Source organism: Sphingomonas sabuli, from assembly GCF_014352855.1.
GTDB classification, from domain to species: Bacteria; Pseudomonadota; Alphaproteobacteria; order Sphingomonadales; family Sphingomonadaceae; genus Sphingomicrobium; species Sphingomicrobium sabuli.
Genome location: NZ_CP060697.1, coordinates 678,228 through 695,241, shown reverse-complemented (window position 1 = coordinate 695,241; position 17,014 = coordinate 678,228). Strand labels below are relative to the sequence as shown.

Sequence of the window (17,014 nt, the reverse complement as noted above, 5' to 3'; positions counted from 1 at the left end):
GGGCGGCGCATCATAAGCGACAACGGCCGTGCCCGCGAATCGGTCATGCCGGTTCCAGCGTCCGCTGCCCGGCAGCCGCCACCCGCGACAGTCCCAGCGACACCTGCAGCGCGCCGTTGAGCCGGTCCTCCGGCGTGCGCCAGTCGCGGGCAATGGCCAGCTTGCTGTCCGGACGAAGCTTGGCCGAACCCTTGAGCCGGTCGATATAGGCCAGCAGCCCCTGCAGGTCGGGGAAGCCCGACGAAGCGAAGGTCACCACTGCGCCGCGCGGGCCCGTGTCGAGCTTGGCGATCATCGCCTTCTTGCAGTTGAGCTTGGTCTCGACGACCTTGAGCAGGTTTGCCGTCTCCTCCGGCAGATCGCCGAAGCGGTCGATAAGCTCCGCCGCGAATTCCTCGATGGCGGCCTTGTCCTCCAGATCGCCGAGCCGGCGGTACAGACCCATGCGCAGGTCGAGGTCGGGGACGTAGGTTTCGGGGATCAGGATCGGCGCGTCGACGCTGATCTGGGGGGAGAATTCCTCCTGTCGCGCGATTCCCCCGGCTTTCACCTCGACGATCGCCTCTTCCAGCATCGACTGATAAAGTTCGAACCCGACTTCCTTGATGTGCCCCGACTGTTCGTCGCCGAGCAAATTGCCGGCGCCGCGGATGTCGAGGTCGTGGCTGGCAAGCTGGAAGCCCGCGCCAAGACTGTCGAGGTCGGCCAACACCTGCAACCGCTTTGCCGCCGTGTCGGTCATCGTCCGGTTCACCGGCGTCGTCAGATACGCATAAGCGCGCGTCTTCGACCGGCCGACTCGGCCGCGCAGCTGATACAGCTGGGCCAGGCCGAAGCGGTCGGCGCGGTGGACGATCAGCGTGTTGGCGCTGGGAATGTCGAGGCCGCTCTCCACGATCGTGGTCGACAGGAGCACGTCGTACTTGCGGTCGTAAAAGGCGCTCATCCGCTCCTCGACCTCGGTCGGGCTCATCTGGCCGTGGGCGGTGACGGTTTTCACCTCGGGGACCTCCGCGCGAAGCCAGGCTTCGAGGTCGGGCAGATCGGCAACACGCGGCGCGACGAAGAAGCTTTGGCCGCCGCGGTGATGTTCCCGCAGCAGGGCTTCGCGGATGACGACGGGGTCCCAAGGCGTGACGTAGGTACGCACGGCCAGGCGGTCGACCGGCGGCGTCTGGATCACCGACAGTTCGCGCAGCCCGCTCATCGCCATCTGCAGCGTGCGCGGGATCGGCGTCGCGGTCAGCGTCAGCACGTGAACGTCGGCCTTGAGCGCCTTCAGCCGCTCCTTGTGAGCGACTCCGAAATGCTGCTCCTCGTCGACGATGACAAGGCCGAGCTTCTTGAACTTCAGTCCCTTGGCCAGCAGCGCGTGGGTGCCGATGACGATGTCGACGGTGCCGTTTTCCAGGCCTTCCTTGGTTTTTTTCGCCTCGGCGGCGGGGACCAGTCGCGACAGGCGGCCGATTTCCAGCGGATAGCCATGAAAGCGGTCGACGAAGTTCGAATAATGCTGCCGGGCGAGCAGGGTGGTGGGACAGATCAGCGCCACCTGCAGGCCCGACATCGCCATGACGAAGGCGGCGCGCAAGGCGACCTCGGTCTTGCCGAAGCCGACATCGCCGCACACCAGCCGGTCCATCGGCTTGCCGGCTTCGAGGTCGCCGAGCACTTCCTCGATCGCGCGGTCCTGATCCTCGGTTTCCTCATACGGGAAACGGTCGACGAATTGCGGGAAGGCGGAATCGGGCTCGGCCACCGGCGCGGAGCGGGTGGCGCGCATCGCCGCGACCTTGATCAGCTCGCCCGCGATCTCGCGGATCCGTTCTTTCATCCGCGACCGGCGGCGTTGCCAGGCTTCGCCGCCAAGGCGATCCAGGCTGACCCCGTCGCTCTCGCTACCGTAGCGGCTCAACAGCTCGATATTCTCGACCGGCAGGTAAAGCCGGTCGCCGCCCGCATATTCGATCGCGACGCAATCGTGCGGGGTCTTGCTGACCGGAATCTGGGTCAGCCCCGCATATTTGCCGATGCCATGTTCCGCGTGGACCACGAAATCGCCGGGCGACAGCGATGCGATTTCCGCCAGGAAGGCATCGGCATTCTTGCGGCGCTTGCGGCGGCGCACGAGCCGGTCGCCAAGCATGTCCTGTTCGGTCAGCACCGCGATGTCGGGCGTGGTGAAGCCGTGATCAAGCGGCAGGACCATCAGCGCGGTGGACTTTGCGCCCAACGCCTCGGGCCAGCTGTCGACCGCCTCGAAGGATTTCAACCCATGGTCTTCGAGCAGGCCCGACAGGCGCTCGCGAGCGCCCTTGGTGTAGCTGGCAAGGATGACCTTCTTGCCGGCCTTCTTCAGCGTCGCGACATGGGCGACCACCGCTTCATAGACATTGTCGTTGCGCGCTCGTTCCGGCGCGAAGTCGCGCGCGCTTTCGACGGCAAAATCGATCGTCGCCGCGCTTTCGGGTTCGGGGAACGGCGACGTGCGATGAACCGGCTGCGCATCGACCGTCTCCACCCATTCTTCCGGCGTGACATAGAGCGCAGCGGGTGCCAGCGGGCGATAGCTGCCGGGCTGCGACTGGATCGCCCGCGTCCGGTTTTCGTAATAATCTTCGACGCCGGCCCATCGCTCCTCGAGCGCGGCGTTGGACCCGGCTTCGCGGACGACGACGTCATCCGCGTCCAGATGGTCGAATAGGGTCGCCAGCTTTTCTTCGAACAGCGGCAACCAATGTTCCATCCCGGCCATCCGCCGGCCCTCGGAAATCGCCTGGTACAGGGGGTCCCCGGTCGCGGTCGCGCCGAACTGTTCGCGATAGCGTTCGCGGAAGCGCTTGATCGTGTCGGGGTCGAGCAGGGCTTCGGACGCCGGCATCAGCGTGAACGCCTTCGCCTTGCCGGTGCTGCGCTGGTCAGCAGGGTCGAAGCGGCGCAAACTTTCGATCTCGTCGCCGAAGAAGTCGAGCCGAAGCCCGCTGGTTTCGCCCGATGGGAACAGGTCGATAAGCGACCCGCGCACCGCGAATTCGCCATGCTCGGCGACGGTGTCCGTCCGCTGGTAGCCAAGCGCGCTCAGCTGGGCGATCAATGCGTCCCGGTCGATGCGCTCGCCGTCGGCAATTCGGCGGGTCAGCTGGCGGATGCGGAACGGGGTCAAAGCGCGCTGGGTGGCGCCGTTGGCGGTGGTGATGACCAGCTGCGGCTTGTCGACCTTTTCCTGCAGCGCGTGCAGCGTGGACAACCGCTCGGCCATCACGCGCAGGGCCGGGGAGGCGCGGTCATAAGGCAGGCAGTCCCACGCGGGCAGGGTCAGCACCTGCACTTCCGGCGCGAACACCGGCACGGTGTCGGCCAGTGCGCGCATGGCCGATTCATCGGCAGCGATCAGGACGGCTCGGCCCGGCTTGCCGCGGCCATGCGCGGCTCGCGCAACATCGGCCGCCAGCCACGGCAGGAAACCGGTGGGAACGCCGGCCAGCGTCAGCGGCGACTTCGCCGTCAGGATGGTCTGGAGCGGGTCTTTCATCGGCGGATCGGGATGTAATCGAGCTTCTGGAGCGCCACGAGCATGGGACCGTGGTAGCGTTCCGGAGCCTCGGCGGTTCCGTTGGCCCAGGTCAGGATGTCGGCGTCCTGTTCTTCCAGCAGCGCGCCGAACAGCGCGCGATCCGCACTGTCCCAGGCTCCGTGGTGCATGTCGAAAAAGCCGCCGACCAGCAGGTCCGCCTCGTACGTTCCACGATGATGCGCCCGCCACCGAAGGCGCTTCAATTCCGTATCCTGCTGCATGGCCGCCAGATAGGAGCAGGACGGCGTCATTGCGAGTGCCGATTGAGGCGTTAACAGGCGTCTATGCGCCCCGACATCCTCAACCCCGTATTCGCCGAGGTGGAGACGATCCCGGGCGTTGGGCCGCAGGTCGCCAAATTGCTGGCCAAGCTGGGCATCGGCCGCATCGCCGACTTGCTGTACCATCTGCCGACGGGTGTCATCGAACGGCTGAAGGTGCCGGCGGCAAGCCCGTCGCTGATCGGGCGCAACGTCATCGTCGAGGTGAAGCCGTTCGAAATGCGTTCGCCGCGCTCCGGGCGCGGGCCGACGCGGATTGTCGCCGAGGACCGCGAGGGCAATTCGATCAGCCTTGTCTATTTCAATAATTCGGGCTGGGCGAAGAAGCAGCTACCGATCGGCGAGGCGCGGATCGTGTCGGGCAAGCTCGAAGCGTATGGCGACGAATGGCAGATCATCCATCCCGACGTGGTGGAGGCAGGCAAGGGGCCGGAGCCGGTGGCGCGCGAGCCGGTCTATCCGCTGACCGAGGGCGTCACCAACAAGCGAATGCGCGAACTCGCCGGGGAGGCGATCGAACGCGCCCCGGAATTGCCCGAATGGATCGAGCCGAGCCTGGCGGCGCGCGAAGCCTGGCGGCCGTGGCGTTCAGCGCTGGCCGACGTCCATCACGAGCCCGACAGCCGCGATCCGCGGCGGCGGCTGGCCTATGACGAGATCTTCGCCAACCAGTTGGCGCTGATGCTGCTGCGGCAGTCGCAGCGGCGGCACCGCACCGTGCCGCTGCCCGGGACCGGAGCGCTGATGGGACGGCTCAATCTGCCGTACCAGCTGACCGGCGCGCAGCAGCGGGTGATCGGCGAAATCCACGGCGATATGGCCCAGCAGGTGCCGATGCTGCGCCTGCTGCAGGGCGACGTCGGGTCGGGCAAGACGCTGGTCGCGGTGGCGGCGATGCTCGCGGCCATCGAAAGCGGCGCGCAGGCGGCGATGCTGGCGCCGACCGAAATCCTGGCCCGTCAGCATTTCGATACGTTGAGCAAGCAGCTCCATTCGCTTGGCGTGCGGGTGGCGATCCTGACCGGCCGGGAAAAAGGCCGGGCGCGGGAAAGCGTCCTGATGGGGCTTGCCGACGGGTCGATCGACCTGCTGGTCGGCACGCACGCCATTTTCCAGGAAAAGGTCGCCTACCGGAACCTCGGCCTTGCGGTGATCGACGAACAGCACCGCTTCGGCGTTTCGCAGCGCCTGCTGCTGTCGCAAAAGGCCGAACGGCCTCCGCATCTGCTGGTGATGACGGCAACGCCCATCCCGCGCACGCTGACGCTGACTCAATATGGGGAGATGGACGTCAGCCGGATCGACGAGATGCCGCCAGGCCGGACCCCGATCGAAACGCGGGTCATCAGCGATGAAAAGCTGGGCGAGGTGATCGACGGTTTGGGGCGGCACATCGAGGGCAATGGACAGGCTTATTGGGTCTGCCCGCTGGTCGAGGAAAGCGAGAATAGCGACGCTGCAGCGGCCGAGGACCGGGCGCGAATCCTTCGCCAGCGGTTCGGCGACGGCAATGTCGGCCTGGTTCATGGGCGAATGAAGGGCCCGGAGAAGGATGCGGTGATGGCCGCCTTCGCATCGGGCGATCTGGCCGTGCTGGTCGCGACGACCGTTATCGAAGTCGGTGTCAACGTGCCCAATGCGACCCTGATGATCGTCGAGGGCGCCGAGCGATTCGGGCTGGCGCAGCTGCACCAGTTGCGCGGACGCGTCGGGCGCGGAACGGGCAAGAGCATCTGTCTGCTGATCCGCGGTCCGAACCTGACCGAAAGCGGGCGCGCGCGGCTGGCGCTGATGCGGGAGAGCAACGATGGTTTCCGCATCGCGGAGGAGGATTTGCGGCTGCGCGGGCCGGGCGAGATCCTTGGCACGCGCCAATCCGGCGAAGAGGGCTTTCGTGTGGCCTCGGCGGAAGATGTCGAGGACCTTGCCCCCATCGCGCAAAGCGACGCGCAATTGCTGCTTGAACGCGACGGCGGCTTGGCCGGCGAGCGCGGCCAGGCGGCGCGCATTTGCCTGTACCTGTTCGAGCGCGACCAGGCGGTCGGGCTCATCCGCTCCGGCTGAAAAGGAACGCCCGTGCAATTGCTGATCCCAATCCTGCTCGTGTTCATCGCCGGCGGGATGGTCGCGCTCCAGGCGCCGACCAACGCCATGCTCGCCAAGGCGGGCGGCTCGCCGGTGCTTGCCGCGCTGATTTCCTTCGTCGTCGGCACCATCGCACTGCTCGTCGTGTGGCTCGGCAGCGGCAATCGCCCGGGCAGCGCGGCGTTCGCCGGCTTGCCGTGGTTCGCGTGGATCGGCGGTCTTTACGGCGCGATCTTCGTCGCCGTTGCCGCCTTCGCCGCGCCGAAGATCGGGCTGGCATCGCTGATCACGATCGGAATCGCGGGGCAGATCGCGATGGCGCTCGCGCTCGACCATGTCGGTGCGTTGGGACTGGCGCGGGAACCGATCAATCTCGGCAGGGTGCTCGGCGCGATTCTGGTGCTGGCCGGCGTGGTATTGGTGCGCAGGAGCTAGGGAACGAGCAGGCCGTATTTCTTTTTGCCCAGACTCAGCTTCACCGGGTCCCCTGACACCACGACAGTGTGGGCGGGATCGTCTACCGGCTGATCGTCAAGCTTCACCGCACCTTCCGCGATCTTGCGTTTGGCTTCTCCGTTCGAGGCGCAGAAGCCCAGCCCGGTAAGCGCCGCGAGGATCGAGATCGACCCACCGGTGGACAGGCTGGGCAGGCCGGCACTCGATCCGCCGGCGAATGTATCGGCGGCGGTGCGCTCGGCCTTTTCGGCCTCCTCGCGACCGTGCAGCATGGCCGTCGCTTCCGTTGCCAGTACGACCTTGGCCTGGTTGATGTCCGCGCCCTGCAATCCTTCCAGCCGCCGGACCTCGTCCATCGGCAGATCGGTAAAGCGCCGCAGGAAAACGCCGACGTTGCTGTCGTCGGTGTTTCGCCAGAATTGCCAGTAATCGTAAGGGCCGACCATGTCGGCGTTCAGCCACACCGCGCCGCGCGCCGTCTTGCCCATCTTCGACCCGTCGGGGTTGGTGATCAGCGGGGTGGTCACGCCGAACACCTCCGTGCCTTCGACCCGCCGCGTCAGCTCGATCCCGTTGACGATGTTCCCCCACTGGTCCGACCCGCCCATCTGCAGGCGGCAGCCGGCACGGCGCGATAGCTCAAGGAAATCGTAGGCCTGTAGGATCATGTAGTTGAATTCGAGGAAGGTCAGCGGCTGCTCGCGTTCCAGCCGCAACTGGACGCTGTCAAAGGTCAGCATGCGGTTGATCGTGAAGTGCCGCCCGACGTCGCGCAGGAACGGGATGTATTCCAGCTTCGACAGCCAGTCGTCGTTGTTGACCATGATCGCGTCGGTCGGGCCGTCGCCGAAGGTCAGGAAGCGTTCGAACACCTTGCGGATGCCGGCGATGTTGGTGGCGATATCCTCGTCGGTCAGCAGCTTGCGCGCTTCGTCCTTGCCGGTGGGATCGCCCACCTTGGTCGTCCCGCCGCCCATCAGAACGATCGGCCGGTGGCCCGCCTGCTGCAGCCGACGCAGCAACATGATCTGCACGAGACTGCCCACGTGCAGGCTCGGCGCGGTCGCGTCGAAGCCGATATAGCCCGACACGACGCCCTTGCTGGCGAGCGCGTCGAGCCCGGCCGCGTCGGTCATCTGGTGCACGTATCCGCGGTCGTCGAGCAGCCGCAGGAGGTCGGAGCTGTATTCGGTCATGATTGCCGCTTAGCGAACGGCCACGCGCGCTGCTACTATCCTTGTCGTGCAGCTGATCCTCTTGCCCCATCCGGCGACGCCGTCGGCCAGCCCGCTCAAGCTGTGGGCGACCGTCGAACATGTGGCGAAGCTCGGCGCCATGGCAACCACCAACATCTGGTTCGGCATCGAAGCGCCGGTCGCGCGCTTTGCCATGCCGCAATCCGGCGATCCGGGCCGCCGGGACGAGCTGTGGCGCACCACCTGCTTCGAGGCTTTCCTTCAGGAGGACGGTGAGGAGGCCTATCGCGAGTGGAATTTCGCGCCCTCGGGCGACTGGGCGGCGTACGATTTCGCCGCTTACCGCGACGGCATGACCCAGGCCGATGTGGCTGAGCCTTACGTGCGGATGGAGGATAATTTTACCTGGTGGACGCTGGGCGCGACCCTTGCGTGCGCGGCGGACGTGCGATGGCGGCTGGGCCTTTCGGCGGTGATCGGGGAAGCGGACGGCACCAAATCCTATTGGGCACTGGTCCATCCCGACCCGGAAAAGCCCGATTTCCACCGCGCCGATTGCTTCACGGCAAAGCTCGCCTAGAGAACAGCCGCATGACCTTTTTCGGAATCGACCGGCTGCTGGCCGACCCGGACCTGCGCAAGCCGCTGGAGGGCAAGCGCGTCGCCCTTGTAGCTCATCCGGCGTCGGTGACCGCAGACCTGACCCACAGCCTCGACGCGCTGGTTGCGGCGGGCGTCAACGTCACCGCCGCTTTCGGTCCGCAACACGGCCTGCGCGGCGACAAGCAGGACAATATGATCGAGTCGGACGATTACACCGACCCGGTCCACAACATCCCCGTCTTCAGCCTCTACGGCGAAGTCCGCCGCCCCACGTCGCAGATGCTGTCGACTTTCGATGTCGTCCTCATCGACCTGCAGGACCTTGGCTGTCGCATCTACACCTTCATCACGACCCTGCTCTACGTACTGCAGGCGGGGGCGGAGACCGGCAAGAGCGTTTGGGTGCTCGACCGGCCCAACCCGGCCGGTCGTCCGGTCGAGGGGCTGACCCTTCGCGGAGGGTGGGAAAGCTTCGTTGGCGCGGGTCCGATCCCGATGCGCCACGGACTGACGCTGGGCGAACTCGGCCATTGGTTCATCGATCACTTCAAGCTCGACGTCGATTATCGCGTGATCGAGATGGCGGGTTGGCAGCCCGATGCGGCGCCCGGCTTCGGCTGGCCCGAAGACCGCATCTGGATCAACCCAAGCCCCAATGCCGCCAACCTCAACATGGCGCGCTGCTATGCCGGGACGGTCATGCTGGAAGGCGCGACGCTGAGCGAGGGGCGGGGCACGACCCGCCCGCTGGAACTGTTCGGGGCGCCGGACATCGATCCCAAGCGCATCATTGCGGAAATGGAGGGTACGGCGCCCGACTGGCTCGCCGGCTGCAAGCTGCGCGAGATCAATTTCGAACCCACTTTCCACAAGCATGTCGGCAAGCTGTGCAACGGGGTGCAGATCCATGCCGAGGGCGGGTTCTACGATCACCGCGCCTTCAAGCCGTGGCGCCTGCAAAGCCTGGCGTTCAGGGCGATCCGCACGATCCAGCCCGATTACGATCTGTGGCGCGACTTCCCGTACGAATATGCATTCGGAAAGCTGCCCATCGACGTCATAAACGGCTCGCCGTTACTGCGCGAGTGGGTCGACGGCCAGGGATCGGAGCCGGGCGATCTCGATGCGCTTGCCGGGGCGGACGAAGCGGCATGGCGGGACCAGATGCGGCCGGTCCTGCTTTACGGACAAGAGAACGAATGATGGCACAGGACGACGTGGAGGTGGAGGACGGTATCAACGAAGCGACGGCGCACATGCGCGCGCGCCGGTTTTCCGAGGCGCGCCAGCTTCTCGTTCGGCTGGTCGACGCGGACCCGTCCAATCCGCAACCCCTGCTGATGCTGGCCATCGCCACCGAACGATGCGGGGATACCGCGAACGCGTCCGCGTTGCTCGACCGTTTCCTTGCCGCGCAACCGAACGTGGTGAGCGCCTGGTTGCTGAAAGGCGACTGGGCGGTCCGCGACAAGGATGGCGGCGCAGCGACCTTCGCTTACGGGCGCGCCTTCGCGCTCGAGCGGCACCAGCCCGATCTGCCGCGGGAAATCCACCAGCGCCTGGCCGACGCCCATCAATGGGTGGTGAATGCGCAGGAACAGCGCACGGACGCGATCGTGCAGGAGCTGGCGGATGCCGGCTTCGACGTGCGGTCCGCGCCAAAGCGCTTTCGCCAGTCGCTCGATTATGTGTCGGGCAAGGCCAACATCTACGTGCAGAGGCCCACGACCTATTATTTTCCGGGCCTTCCGCAGATCGCCTTCTTCGAACGCGAAGATTTCGACTGGGCGGCGGGGCTGGAAGCCCAGACCGATGCGATTGAAGCCGAATTCCGGGCCCTGGCCGCCGACCCGGCCGCGCTTGCGCCGCACATTACGTCCGACAGCCACACGCCGGCCGACGGGCATGGCGGGATGGCCGACAATGCCGGCTGGTCGACGCTGCAGCTGTGGAAAGAAGGACAGCCGGACGCGGCGCTTGCCGCCAAGTGCCCGCAGACGTTCGCGGCCTTGAACGCGCTGCCGCTGCCCTATTTCTCCCGCCGCAATCCCAGCGCGCCGGCGGTGATGTTCTCCGTGCTCAAGGCCGGATCGAGGATTCCGGCGCATACCGGCAGCGCCAACGTCCGTCTCATCTGTCACCTGCCGCTGGTCACGCCGCCCAAGTGCGAGCTGCGCGTGGGTAACGAAGTGCGCACGTGGGAGCGCGGCAAGTTGCTCATCTTCGACGACACCATCGAACATGAAGCGCGCAACGACAGCGGCGAGGACAGGGTGGTCCTGATCTTCGACGTCTGGCGCCCGGACATCAGCGAGGCGGAGCGCGAGGCGATCACCGCCTTGTTCCGCCGCCGCGAGGGTACCGCCTCCTAAGGCAGCGAGCCGGTTTCCGGCCCGTCGACCGGCGGACTGCCGCGAAACGGCGGCATGGTTGCATCGCCATCGGCGGCGATGCCGTGGCGCGACAGCACATTGCGCGCGGTCATGGCGAGGATTTTCATGTCCAGCGCGAACGAGCCGTTGTCGACGTACCAGACATCGAGCCGGAATTTCTCTTCCCACGAAATGGCATTGCGGCCGTTGACCTGCGCCCAGCCGGTGATCCCGGGCATCACCTCGTGCCGTCGCGCCTGCTCCGGCGAGAATAGCGGCACGTAATGCATCAACAGGGGGCGCGGGCCTACCAGGCTCATTTCGCCGCGCAGCAGGTTCCACAGCTCGGGCAGTTCATCGAGGCTGGTCGAGCGCAGCCATTTGCCGAAATCGGTCAGTCGTTCATGGTCCGACAACAATTCGCCGTCGGGCCCGCGCGAATCGAGCATGGTGCGAAACTTGACCATGGTGAAAGGCTGCGCGTGGAGACCGGGGCGGACCTGCCGGAACAGGACCGGCGACCCCAGCTTGGCGCGAATGACCAGCGCGAGCACCGCCATGAGCGGCGCGGTGAGCACCAGTAGGACCACGGCCACCGCAAGGTCGAACAGCCGCTTCATGCGGCATCGCCGTCGAGGCCGGCGTAGCGCAGCAGGTCGGCATTGACCTTGCGCACGTCATATTTGCGCTCGGCGATACGGCGCGAAGCCGCGCCCATTGCCGCAATCGGCTCGGGCCGTTCGATCATCGTTAGCATCGCCTCGTACAGTGCATCCGCGTCGCGGGGCGGGACCAGCAGGCCGTTTTCGCCGTCCACGACCGTTTCCCGGCAGCCCGGCGCGTCGGTGGTGATGATCGCGCGGCCCATCGCCATCGCTTCTAGCACCGACCGCGGCGTCCCCTCGCGATAGGAGGGCAGGACGTAGACGGAGCATTGCGCGATCGCCGGGCGGACGTCGGCCAGCTGGCCGCGATAGTCGATGCCCGCGGCGATCAGCGCGTCGAGCTCGTCTTGCGAGAGGGAATCCGGACTGGGGTCGAACATGCCGACCAACGCGATCGGAACGTCGGGGTGCGTGGCCTTGATCCGCATCGCCGCCTGTCCGAACTCGCAAATGCCCTTGTCGCGCAGCAGCCTGGCAATCATCAGGAATGACGGGCCTTCGGGAAGCGGGGCAGGGGTAAACTGGTCGATATCGATGCCCGATCCGTCGACCACATGGGTCTGGCGGTCGCGCCCCACCAGCCCAAGCTTGCGGAACAGCGCCTGGTCGTCGCCATTCTGAAACAGGATGACGTGCGAGCGGCGGAATGCCGCGCGGTAGAGGAAGGACGCCGCGGCCTTGCTCACCATGCGCTTTGGTTCACGGCCGCCGGTGAAGGCATAGCCAAGCCCAGTTACCAGCGAGACGATCTTCGGCACGCGCTCGGCATGGCCAGCCAGCGCGCCGAGCACGACGGGCTTGACCGTGTAAGACAGGATCGCATCGGGTCGAACGCTGCGGACCAGCGCGCGCATGGCGCGCAACGAGCGGAGCAGTCCGAATGGGCTCAGGCTGGCATTCTTCAGCGGGACATTGGCCGGGCTCGCGCCAAGCGCGCGCAATTTGCCTGCCGTGGCGTCGTCCATGTCCGGCGCCGCAGCCACGACGTCATGACCCAGTTGGACCATCGCGGCGATCAACGGGCCGCGAAAGGTGACGAGGGAAGGTGCATAGGAACCGACAACCAGAATTTTCCTGTTCGGCACCAGCTTTTACCAACTCTCCGCTCGCAGGGGCGTCGCGCGATGACACCGCACATGCGCTTCTGTAAGAGCTTGGCAGCATTCGCAACATCCCGCACGCCTGACGGGCGGATTTCCGGAGTTCCGTAGGCCGTGAAGATCGCCGTCCTCAGCGACATCCATTCCGCGGCCGAGCATTTCGCCGACGCACTGGAAGGCGCGAGAAGCGAAGGCTTCGACCGGCTGATCATCCTCGGCGACCTCTTTACCTACGGGCCGGAACCGCGCGAAACGCTGCGCCTGACGCAGTACGCTGTGGAGCGCGACGGGGCGATCCTCATCACCGGCAACCATGACGTGCTGTACCGCTCCGGCGCGGGTGCCGACGCATATCGCGCCAAGCTGCCGGACTGGATTCGGGAATCGGTCGCCTGGACCGTGGAACAGCTGGGTGGGCCGGGCGCGGTCGACGCTTTGCCATGGCATGCGGAATGGACCGCGGAGCGCCTGCTCGTATCGCACGCCAATCCGTTCGGCTTTCCTGACTGGACGTACCTCAACGGCGAAGCCGCGATGCAGCAGGCGGCCGAAGTGCTGCAGTCGCGCGGTTTCGACTGGGGCATATTCGGGCATGTGCACCGCTTTCGCGGCTATCGGCCAGCCGATCGGGCGGGCGGCGTGTACACGGTGGGGTCCATCGGCCAGCCCCGCGACCGCGAAGATCCGCGCGGGCAGTGGGCGATGGTGACGGCGGGTCCTGAATTCTCCATTGAGCAGCGGTGGATCGACCGAAGTTGGGATTCGACGATTCGCAAGCTGCGCGCGACAGGCCTGTCGGCGCCGACCAAGGAGCGCCTGTGCCAGTTTTTCCAGTGAAAGTCCTCGTGACCGGGGCCGGTGCGCTGCTCGGCCAAGGGGTGATGCGCGCGCTGGAACGCTCGTCGCTGGATGCCAAGCTTATTGCCGCCGATCCCAGCCCGCTGTCCGCGGGGCTGCACTGGACGGACGAAGCCTATCTTGTCCCGATGGCCAACGACCCGGCCTATGTCGAACGGCTTGGCGAGATCATCGCCAAGGCCAAGCCGGACATCGTCATTCCCGGCACCGATGCCGAACTGGCGGTGCTCGCCGCCAATCGGGAAGCGCTGGAGCGCGATTACGGCACCAACATCCTCGTCAGCGACGAGCGGGCCGTGGAGATCGCCGACGACAAATACCAGACGTTCCAGTTTTTCGACGAGGCGGGGTTTCGCGCGCCGGCTTCCGCGCGGCCAGAAAACGCCGAGGAGCTTCGGCGCGTGGTCGAGACGGTTGGCTTCCCGCTGGTCGTGAAGCCGCGCCGCGGGGCGCGCTCGATCGGGGTGTCGGTGGTGAATAGCCAGGCGGAGCTGGATGCCGCGCTCGCTGGCCGCGAGGGACTGGTCGTGCAGGAGTGCATCGGCACGGACGACGGCGAATATACCGCCAGCGTGGTCGTTTTCGACGGCAAACCGCGCGCGTCGATCGTGATGCGGCGCGACCTGCGTGACGGGAACACCTATCGCGCATTCACCGAGGCTTATCCCGAACTCAACGAGCAGGTGCGAGCGTTCGGCGCCGCGCTCGGCCCGTACGGCCCCGCGAACTTCCAATTCCGGCTCGACCGGGAGGGACGGCCGTGCGTGTTCGAGATCAACTGCCGCTTTTCCGGCACCACACCCTTGCGGGCGGCCGTCGGTTTCAACGAAGTCGAAATGTGCATTCGCCACATCCTGTTCGGCGAGGAAGTGACGCAGCCCAACATCGAGCATTCGACGATCCTGCGTTTTTGGAGCGAGATCGTGGTGCCGCCGTCGCAGGTCGAACAGCTCGGCTGATGGTCGCGACGGGCGACCTGATTGCCGTTACCGGCGGCACGGGCGTCGTCGGCCGGCGGCTGGTGACCGACCTGGTCGATGACGGGTTCCGGGTTCGAGTGCTGTCGCGTTCGGCCCCCGACGACGACATCGAGCATGTCGCGGTCGATTTCAGCGACGACAGGCCGTTACCGTCCGGTGCGCTGGACGGCTGCGCCGCCGTTGCTCATCTGGCCGCGCACATTCCGGCGAGCCAGGAAAGCGAAGGCGCCGCTCCCGCTGCCTTCCAGACGAACGTGTTCGGCCTGCTCAAGCTGCTGGCGGCGATGGAGGAGGCCGGGGTCACGCGCCTGATCCAGACCACCAGCGCCAACGCTTACGCTCCCGGCGTTTCTTGCGCCGCGGAGGACGACCCCATGTTCCCGTCAGCGCGGGCTCCGTTCTATTTGTCGTCGAAACTCGTGCAGGACGTTCTGGGTGCTTACTGGCACCGCAACCGCGGGATAGCGGTCACGACGTTGCGGTTGAGCTCCGTTTATGGCGCGGGCGTCGAGACCTCGCTGCTCACCCGGTTCGTTCGGCTGCTTCGGGACGGTACGCCGATCCGGCTCGCCAATGGCGGGTCATTCGCGGTCGATTTCGTCGAAGTCGGCGATGTATCGCGGGCCATCCGCCTATTTCTGGCCAACGAGGAGACCGGCGCGTTCAACATCGCCGGCGGTGAGAAGAACAGCTTGCTTGACGTGTGCGCGCAGCTTGTTGAATTGACTGGCGCGGGCCCGGAGGCGCTGATTGTCGAACGCGGCGAGCAAGCGGAGGCTGGATTCCCCGCCATCGATATCGCGAAGGCCGCGCGGCTGGGTTTCACGCCGACGCCTTTACGTAAGGGACTGGAGCGGCTGGTCGCCTCGACCTAGCCGTTCGTGCCGTCGGCCTGCTTGTGGGTCGGGAATTCGATCACTTCGGCATCGATCTCTGACGTCAGGAATTCGCGCAGCGCGGAACGGGTCACCAGACGATCGCCGGTCGCCACTGCCGAGCGGAGTTCGGCGAGCAGTTCGTCGAGCTCGGGTTGGGCGATGATCCGTTCCCGCGCCATACTGATGCGCGGATGATCGGTGGCCAGCGTTTCCTCGCCGACGAACAGTTCCTCGTACAGCTTCTCACCCGGGCGCAGGCCGACGAAGTTGATCGCCACGTCGCCCGATGGATTGTCGTCATCCTGAACGGTCATGCCCGACAGGTTGATCATGTGCCGGGCAAGTTCGCTGATCTTCACCGGCTCGCCCATGTCGAGCACGAAGACTTCGCCGTTGCGGGCCATGGCGCTCGCCTGAAGGACGAGCTGGGTCGCCTCGGGAATGGACATGAAGAAACGGGTGATGTCCCGGTGCGTGACCGTCACCGGTCCGCCGGCACGGATCTGCTTGCGGAAACGCTGCACGACCGAACCTGAGGAATCGAGCACGTTGCCGAAGCGGACGATGCCGAATTGCGTCTTGCAGCCGGCGCTGCTGGCCAGAGCCTGGATGACCAGCTCGGCGACGCGCTTGGTCGCGCCCATTACGCTCTTCGGCCGGACCGCCTTGTCGGTCGAGATCATCGTGAACCGGGTCAGCTTGGCGTCGAAGGCAGCACGCGCGACGGTCAGCGTCCCGAACACGTTATTCTGGATGCCGACCAGCTCATTGTCCTCAAGCAGCGGCACGTGCTTGTAGGCGGCGGCGTGATAGAGCGTGTCGATGGCATGGGTCGCGAGAAGCTGGCGTACCAGCACGTCGTCGAGCATCGAGCCGACCACCGGCACCACGTCCGGCCTTCGCTCGGGCGGAAGCAGTTCGGCGATCTCGGTGAGATGATCGTGGATCGTATAAAGCGCGAACTCGCTGTGATCGAGCAGCACCAGCTTGCGCGGACCGCCTTGCAGCACCTGGCGGCAGATTTCGGAACCGATCGATCCCCCGGCACCGGTGACGAGGATCGAGCGGCCCTCGATCGCTTCCTGGATGAGGTTGCCGAGGGGTTCCACCGGGTCACGACGCAACAGGTCGCTGACGTCGACCGGCCGGATGTCGCTGACGGTGAAGCGCCCGGAGACGATTTCCTCGGGCGCCGGGACGGTCTTCACTTCAAGGTCGAGCGCGCGGACCTGCGAAATCGCTTCCAGTCGCTGGGCCCGGCTGGCGCTGGACATGGCCAGGAAGACCTCGTCGATCTCGCCGTCGGCGGCCAGCTGGGGCAGCTTCGACGGGTGATAGATGGGGAAGCCGGCGACGATCTGACCCTGGACCGCGGGATCGCTATCGATGAAGCCGGCCAGGCGGTAGCGCGATGAGAGGCGAACCGAATCCGCCAGGCTTATCCCGACCGGGTTGGCGCCATAGATCAGGATGTTGCGGGTAAGATCGGCATTCTCGTCCGGATCGGCCCCGGCGCCGGCGAGCAACAACGCCATCGCATAGCGGCCCATGAACAGCAGCATGAACAGGAAGCCGCAATAGATGAAGGCGACCGACCGCGGGACGTCGAAGGTGCGGTAGGAAAAGGCAATCTTGGCGTCCATCAGGTAGACGAGCGCGACCCAGGCCAGCGCCGATGCCGCGGACGCGGCAAGAATGCGCGTGACCATGCGCAGGTCGAAATAGCGCAACACGATGTGATAGATACGGAAACGGTATAGGGCGATAATGCCCACCGCGAAGGCGATCAGCGCGGAGATGATGACCCGCCGGCCGGTCGGCACGTAGAGGACGCCAAGGCGAACCGAGAAGCTGGCCCACAGCGAGACCAGCATCGCCGCCAAGTCATAGGCAACGAGGATCGCCCGCTTGCGGCGGCGTCCCAGGTTGGGCAGCTTGCGGAGCAACTGGATCGGCACGTCGATCT

The 17,014-nt window shown here is 65.9% G+C and carries 14 protein-coding genes; 8 read left to right on the top strand and 6 right to left on the bottom strand.

Going from position 1 to position 17,014, the window contains the following annotated elements:
* Positions 1-43 precede the first annotated feature (43 nt).
* Both mfd and H8M03_RS03495 read right to left on the bottom strand, forming a co-directional pair.
* A complete protein-coding gene (gene mfd, locus H8M03_RS03500) occupies positions 44-3,532 on the bottom strand; it encodes a transcription-repair coupling factor (protein WP_187480370.1) in 3,489 nt (1,162 codons plus the stop codon).
* On the bottom strand, positions 3,529-3,825 hold the full coding sequence (locus H8M03_RS03495) for an FAD assembly factor SdhE (protein ID WP_425506861.1): 297 nt from the start codon (positions 3,823-3,825) through the stop codon (positions 3,529-3,531). Before H8M03_RS03495 ends, mfd begins: the two co-directional genes overlap by 4 nt.
* 33 nt (positions 3,826-3,858) lie before the next feature.
* Here H8M03_RS03495 and recG point away from each other — a divergent pair, with 33 nt between their 5' ends.
* Together recG and H8M03_RS03485 are read left to right on the top strand one after the other, a co-directional pair.
* The gene (gene recG / locus H8M03_RS03490; RefSeq protein ID WP_187480369.1) at positions 3,859-5,919 is read left to right on the top strand and encodes an ATP-dependent DNA helicase RecG; all 2,061 of its coding nucleotides are present in this window, start codon (positions 3,859-3,861) and stop codon (positions 5,917-5,919) included.
* Between the two features lie 12 nt (positions 5,920-5,931).
* The gene (locus tag H8M03_RS03485; protein ID WP_187480368.1) at positions 5,932-6,375 is read left to right on the top strand and encodes a DMT family transporter; all 444 of its coding nucleotides are present in this window, start codon (positions 5,932-5,934) and stop codon (positions 6,373-6,375) included.
* Here the strand turns inward: H8M03_RS03485 and tyrS are convergent.
* Entirely contained in the window at positions 6,372-7,592 is a 1,221-nt protein-coding gene (gene tyrS / locus H8M03_RS03480; protein ID WP_187480367.1) for a tyrosine--tRNA ligase, read from the bottom strand. The two genes, H8M03_RS03485 and tyrS, sit on opposite strands and share 4 nt — an antisense overlap.
* 46 nt (positions 7,593-7,638) lie before the next feature.
* On the opposite strand from tyrS, the gene H8M03_RS03475 reads away from it, so the two are divergent.
* From H8M03_RS03475 to H8M03_RS03465, 3 genes are read left to right on the top strand one after another with little or no spacing between them, the layout of a single operon-like run.
* Complete coding sequence (locus H8M03_RS03475) at positions 7,639-8,172, top strand: DOMON-like domain-containing protein (RefSeq protein ID WP_187480366.1); 534 nt, start codon at positions 7,639-7,641, stop codon at positions 8,170-8,172.
* A gap of 11 nt (positions 8,173-8,183) precedes the next feature.
* Positions 8,184-9,398 carry an exo-beta-N-acetylmuramidase NamZ family protein gene (locus tag H8M03_RS03470; RefSeq protein ID WP_187480365.1) on the top strand — a complete coding sequence of 405 codons (1,215 nt, stop codon included), beginning with the start codon at positions 8,184-8,186 and terminating at the stop codon, positions 9,396-9,398.
* Positions 9,395-10,567 (top strand): aspartyl/asparaginyl beta-hydroxylase domain-containing protein, encoded by a 1,173-nt coding sequence (locus tag H8M03_RS03465; RefSeq protein WP_187480364.1) that lies wholly within the window; start codon positions 9,395-9,397, stop codon positions 10,565-10,567. The genes H8M03_RS03470 and H8M03_RS03465 overlap by 4 nt, the downstream gene beginning before the upstream one ends.
* On the opposite strand, the gene H8M03_RS03460 is transcribed toward H8M03_RS03465, so the two are convergent.
* Positions 10,564-11,187, bottom strand: a complete 624-nt coding sequence (locus tag H8M03_RS03460) for a sugar transferase (protein ID WP_187480363.1) — start codon at positions 11,185-11,187, stop codon at positions 10,564-10,566. The genes H8M03_RS03465 and H8M03_RS03460 overlap by 4 nt on opposite strands.
* Entirely contained in the window at positions 11,184-12,317 is a 1,134-nt protein-coding gene (locus tag H8M03_RS03455; RefSeq protein ID WP_246449048.1) for a glycosyltransferase family 4 protein, read from the bottom strand. Before H8M03_RS03455 ends, H8M03_RS03460 begins: the two co-directional genes overlap by 4 nt.
* A 129-nt stretch (positions 12,318-12,446) precedes the next feature.
* Here H8M03_RS03455 and H8M03_RS03450 point away from each other — a divergent pair, with 129 nt between their 5' ends.
* From H8M03_RS03450 to H8M03_RS03440, 3 genes are read left to right on the top strand one after another with little or no spacing between them, the layout of a single operon-like run.
* A complete protein-coding gene (locus H8M03_RS03450) occupies positions 12,447-13,169 on the top strand; it encodes a metallophosphoesterase family protein (protein ID WP_187480362.1) in 723 nt (240 codons plus the stop codon).
* Positions 13,151-14,149 (top strand): ATP-grasp domain-containing protein, encoded by a 999-nt coding sequence (locus H8M03_RS03445; RefSeq protein WP_246449046.1) that lies wholly within the window; start codon positions 13,151-13,153, stop codon positions 14,147-14,149. The genes H8M03_RS03450 and H8M03_RS03445 overlap by 19 nt, the downstream gene beginning before the upstream one ends.
* Positions 14,149-15,045, top strand: a complete 897-nt coding sequence (locus H8M03_RS03440) for an NAD-dependent epimerase/dehydratase family protein (protein ID WP_187480361.1) — start codon at positions 14,149-14,151, stop codon at positions 15,043-15,045. The genes H8M03_RS03445 and H8M03_RS03440 overlap by 1 nt, the downstream gene beginning before the upstream one ends.
* On the opposite strand, the gene H8M03_RS03435 is transcribed toward H8M03_RS03440, so the two are convergent.
* The gene (locus H8M03_RS03435) at positions 15,042-17,006 is read right to left on the bottom strand and encodes a polysaccharide biosynthesis protein (RefSeq protein ID WP_187480360.1); all 1,965 of its coding nucleotides are present in this window, start codon (positions 17,004-17,006) and stop codon (positions 15,042-15,044) included. The two genes, H8M03_RS03440 and H8M03_RS03435, sit on opposite strands and share 4 nt — an antisense overlap.
* Positions 17,007-17,014 lie beyond the last annotated feature (8 nt).

Coding starts and splice junctions, on each gene's coding strand:
- mfd (WP_187480370.1), bottom strand. CDS start 3,532: ATGAAAGACCCGCTCCAGACCATCCTGACGGCGAAGTCGCCGCTGACG.
- H8M03_RS03495 (WP_425506861.1), bottom strand. CDS start 3,825: ATGACGCCGTCCTGCTCCTATCTGGCGGCCATGCAGCAGGATACGGAA.
- recG (WP_187480369.1), top strand. CDS start 3,859: ATGCGCCCCGACATCCTCAACCCCGTATTCGCCGAGGTGGAGACGATC.
- tyrS (WP_187480367.1), bottom strand. CDS start 7,592: ATGACCGAATACAGCTCCGACCTCCTGCGGCTGCTCGACGACCGCGGA.
- H8M03_RS03470 (WP_187480365.1), top strand. CDS start 8,184: ATGACCTTTTTCGGAATCGACCGGCTGCTGGCCGACCCGGACCTGCGC.
- H8M03_RS03465 (WP_187480364.1), top strand. CDS start 9,395: ATGATGGCACAGGACGACGTGGAGGTGGAGGACGGTATCAACGAAGCG.
- H8M03_RS03460 (WP_187480363.1), bottom strand. CDS start 11,187: ATGAAGCGGCTGTTCGACCTTGCGGTGGCCGTGGTCCTACTGGTGCTC.
- H8M03_RS03440 (WP_187480361.1), top strand. CDS start 14,149: ATGGTCGCGACGGGCGACCTGATTGCCGTTACCGGCGGCACGGGCGTC.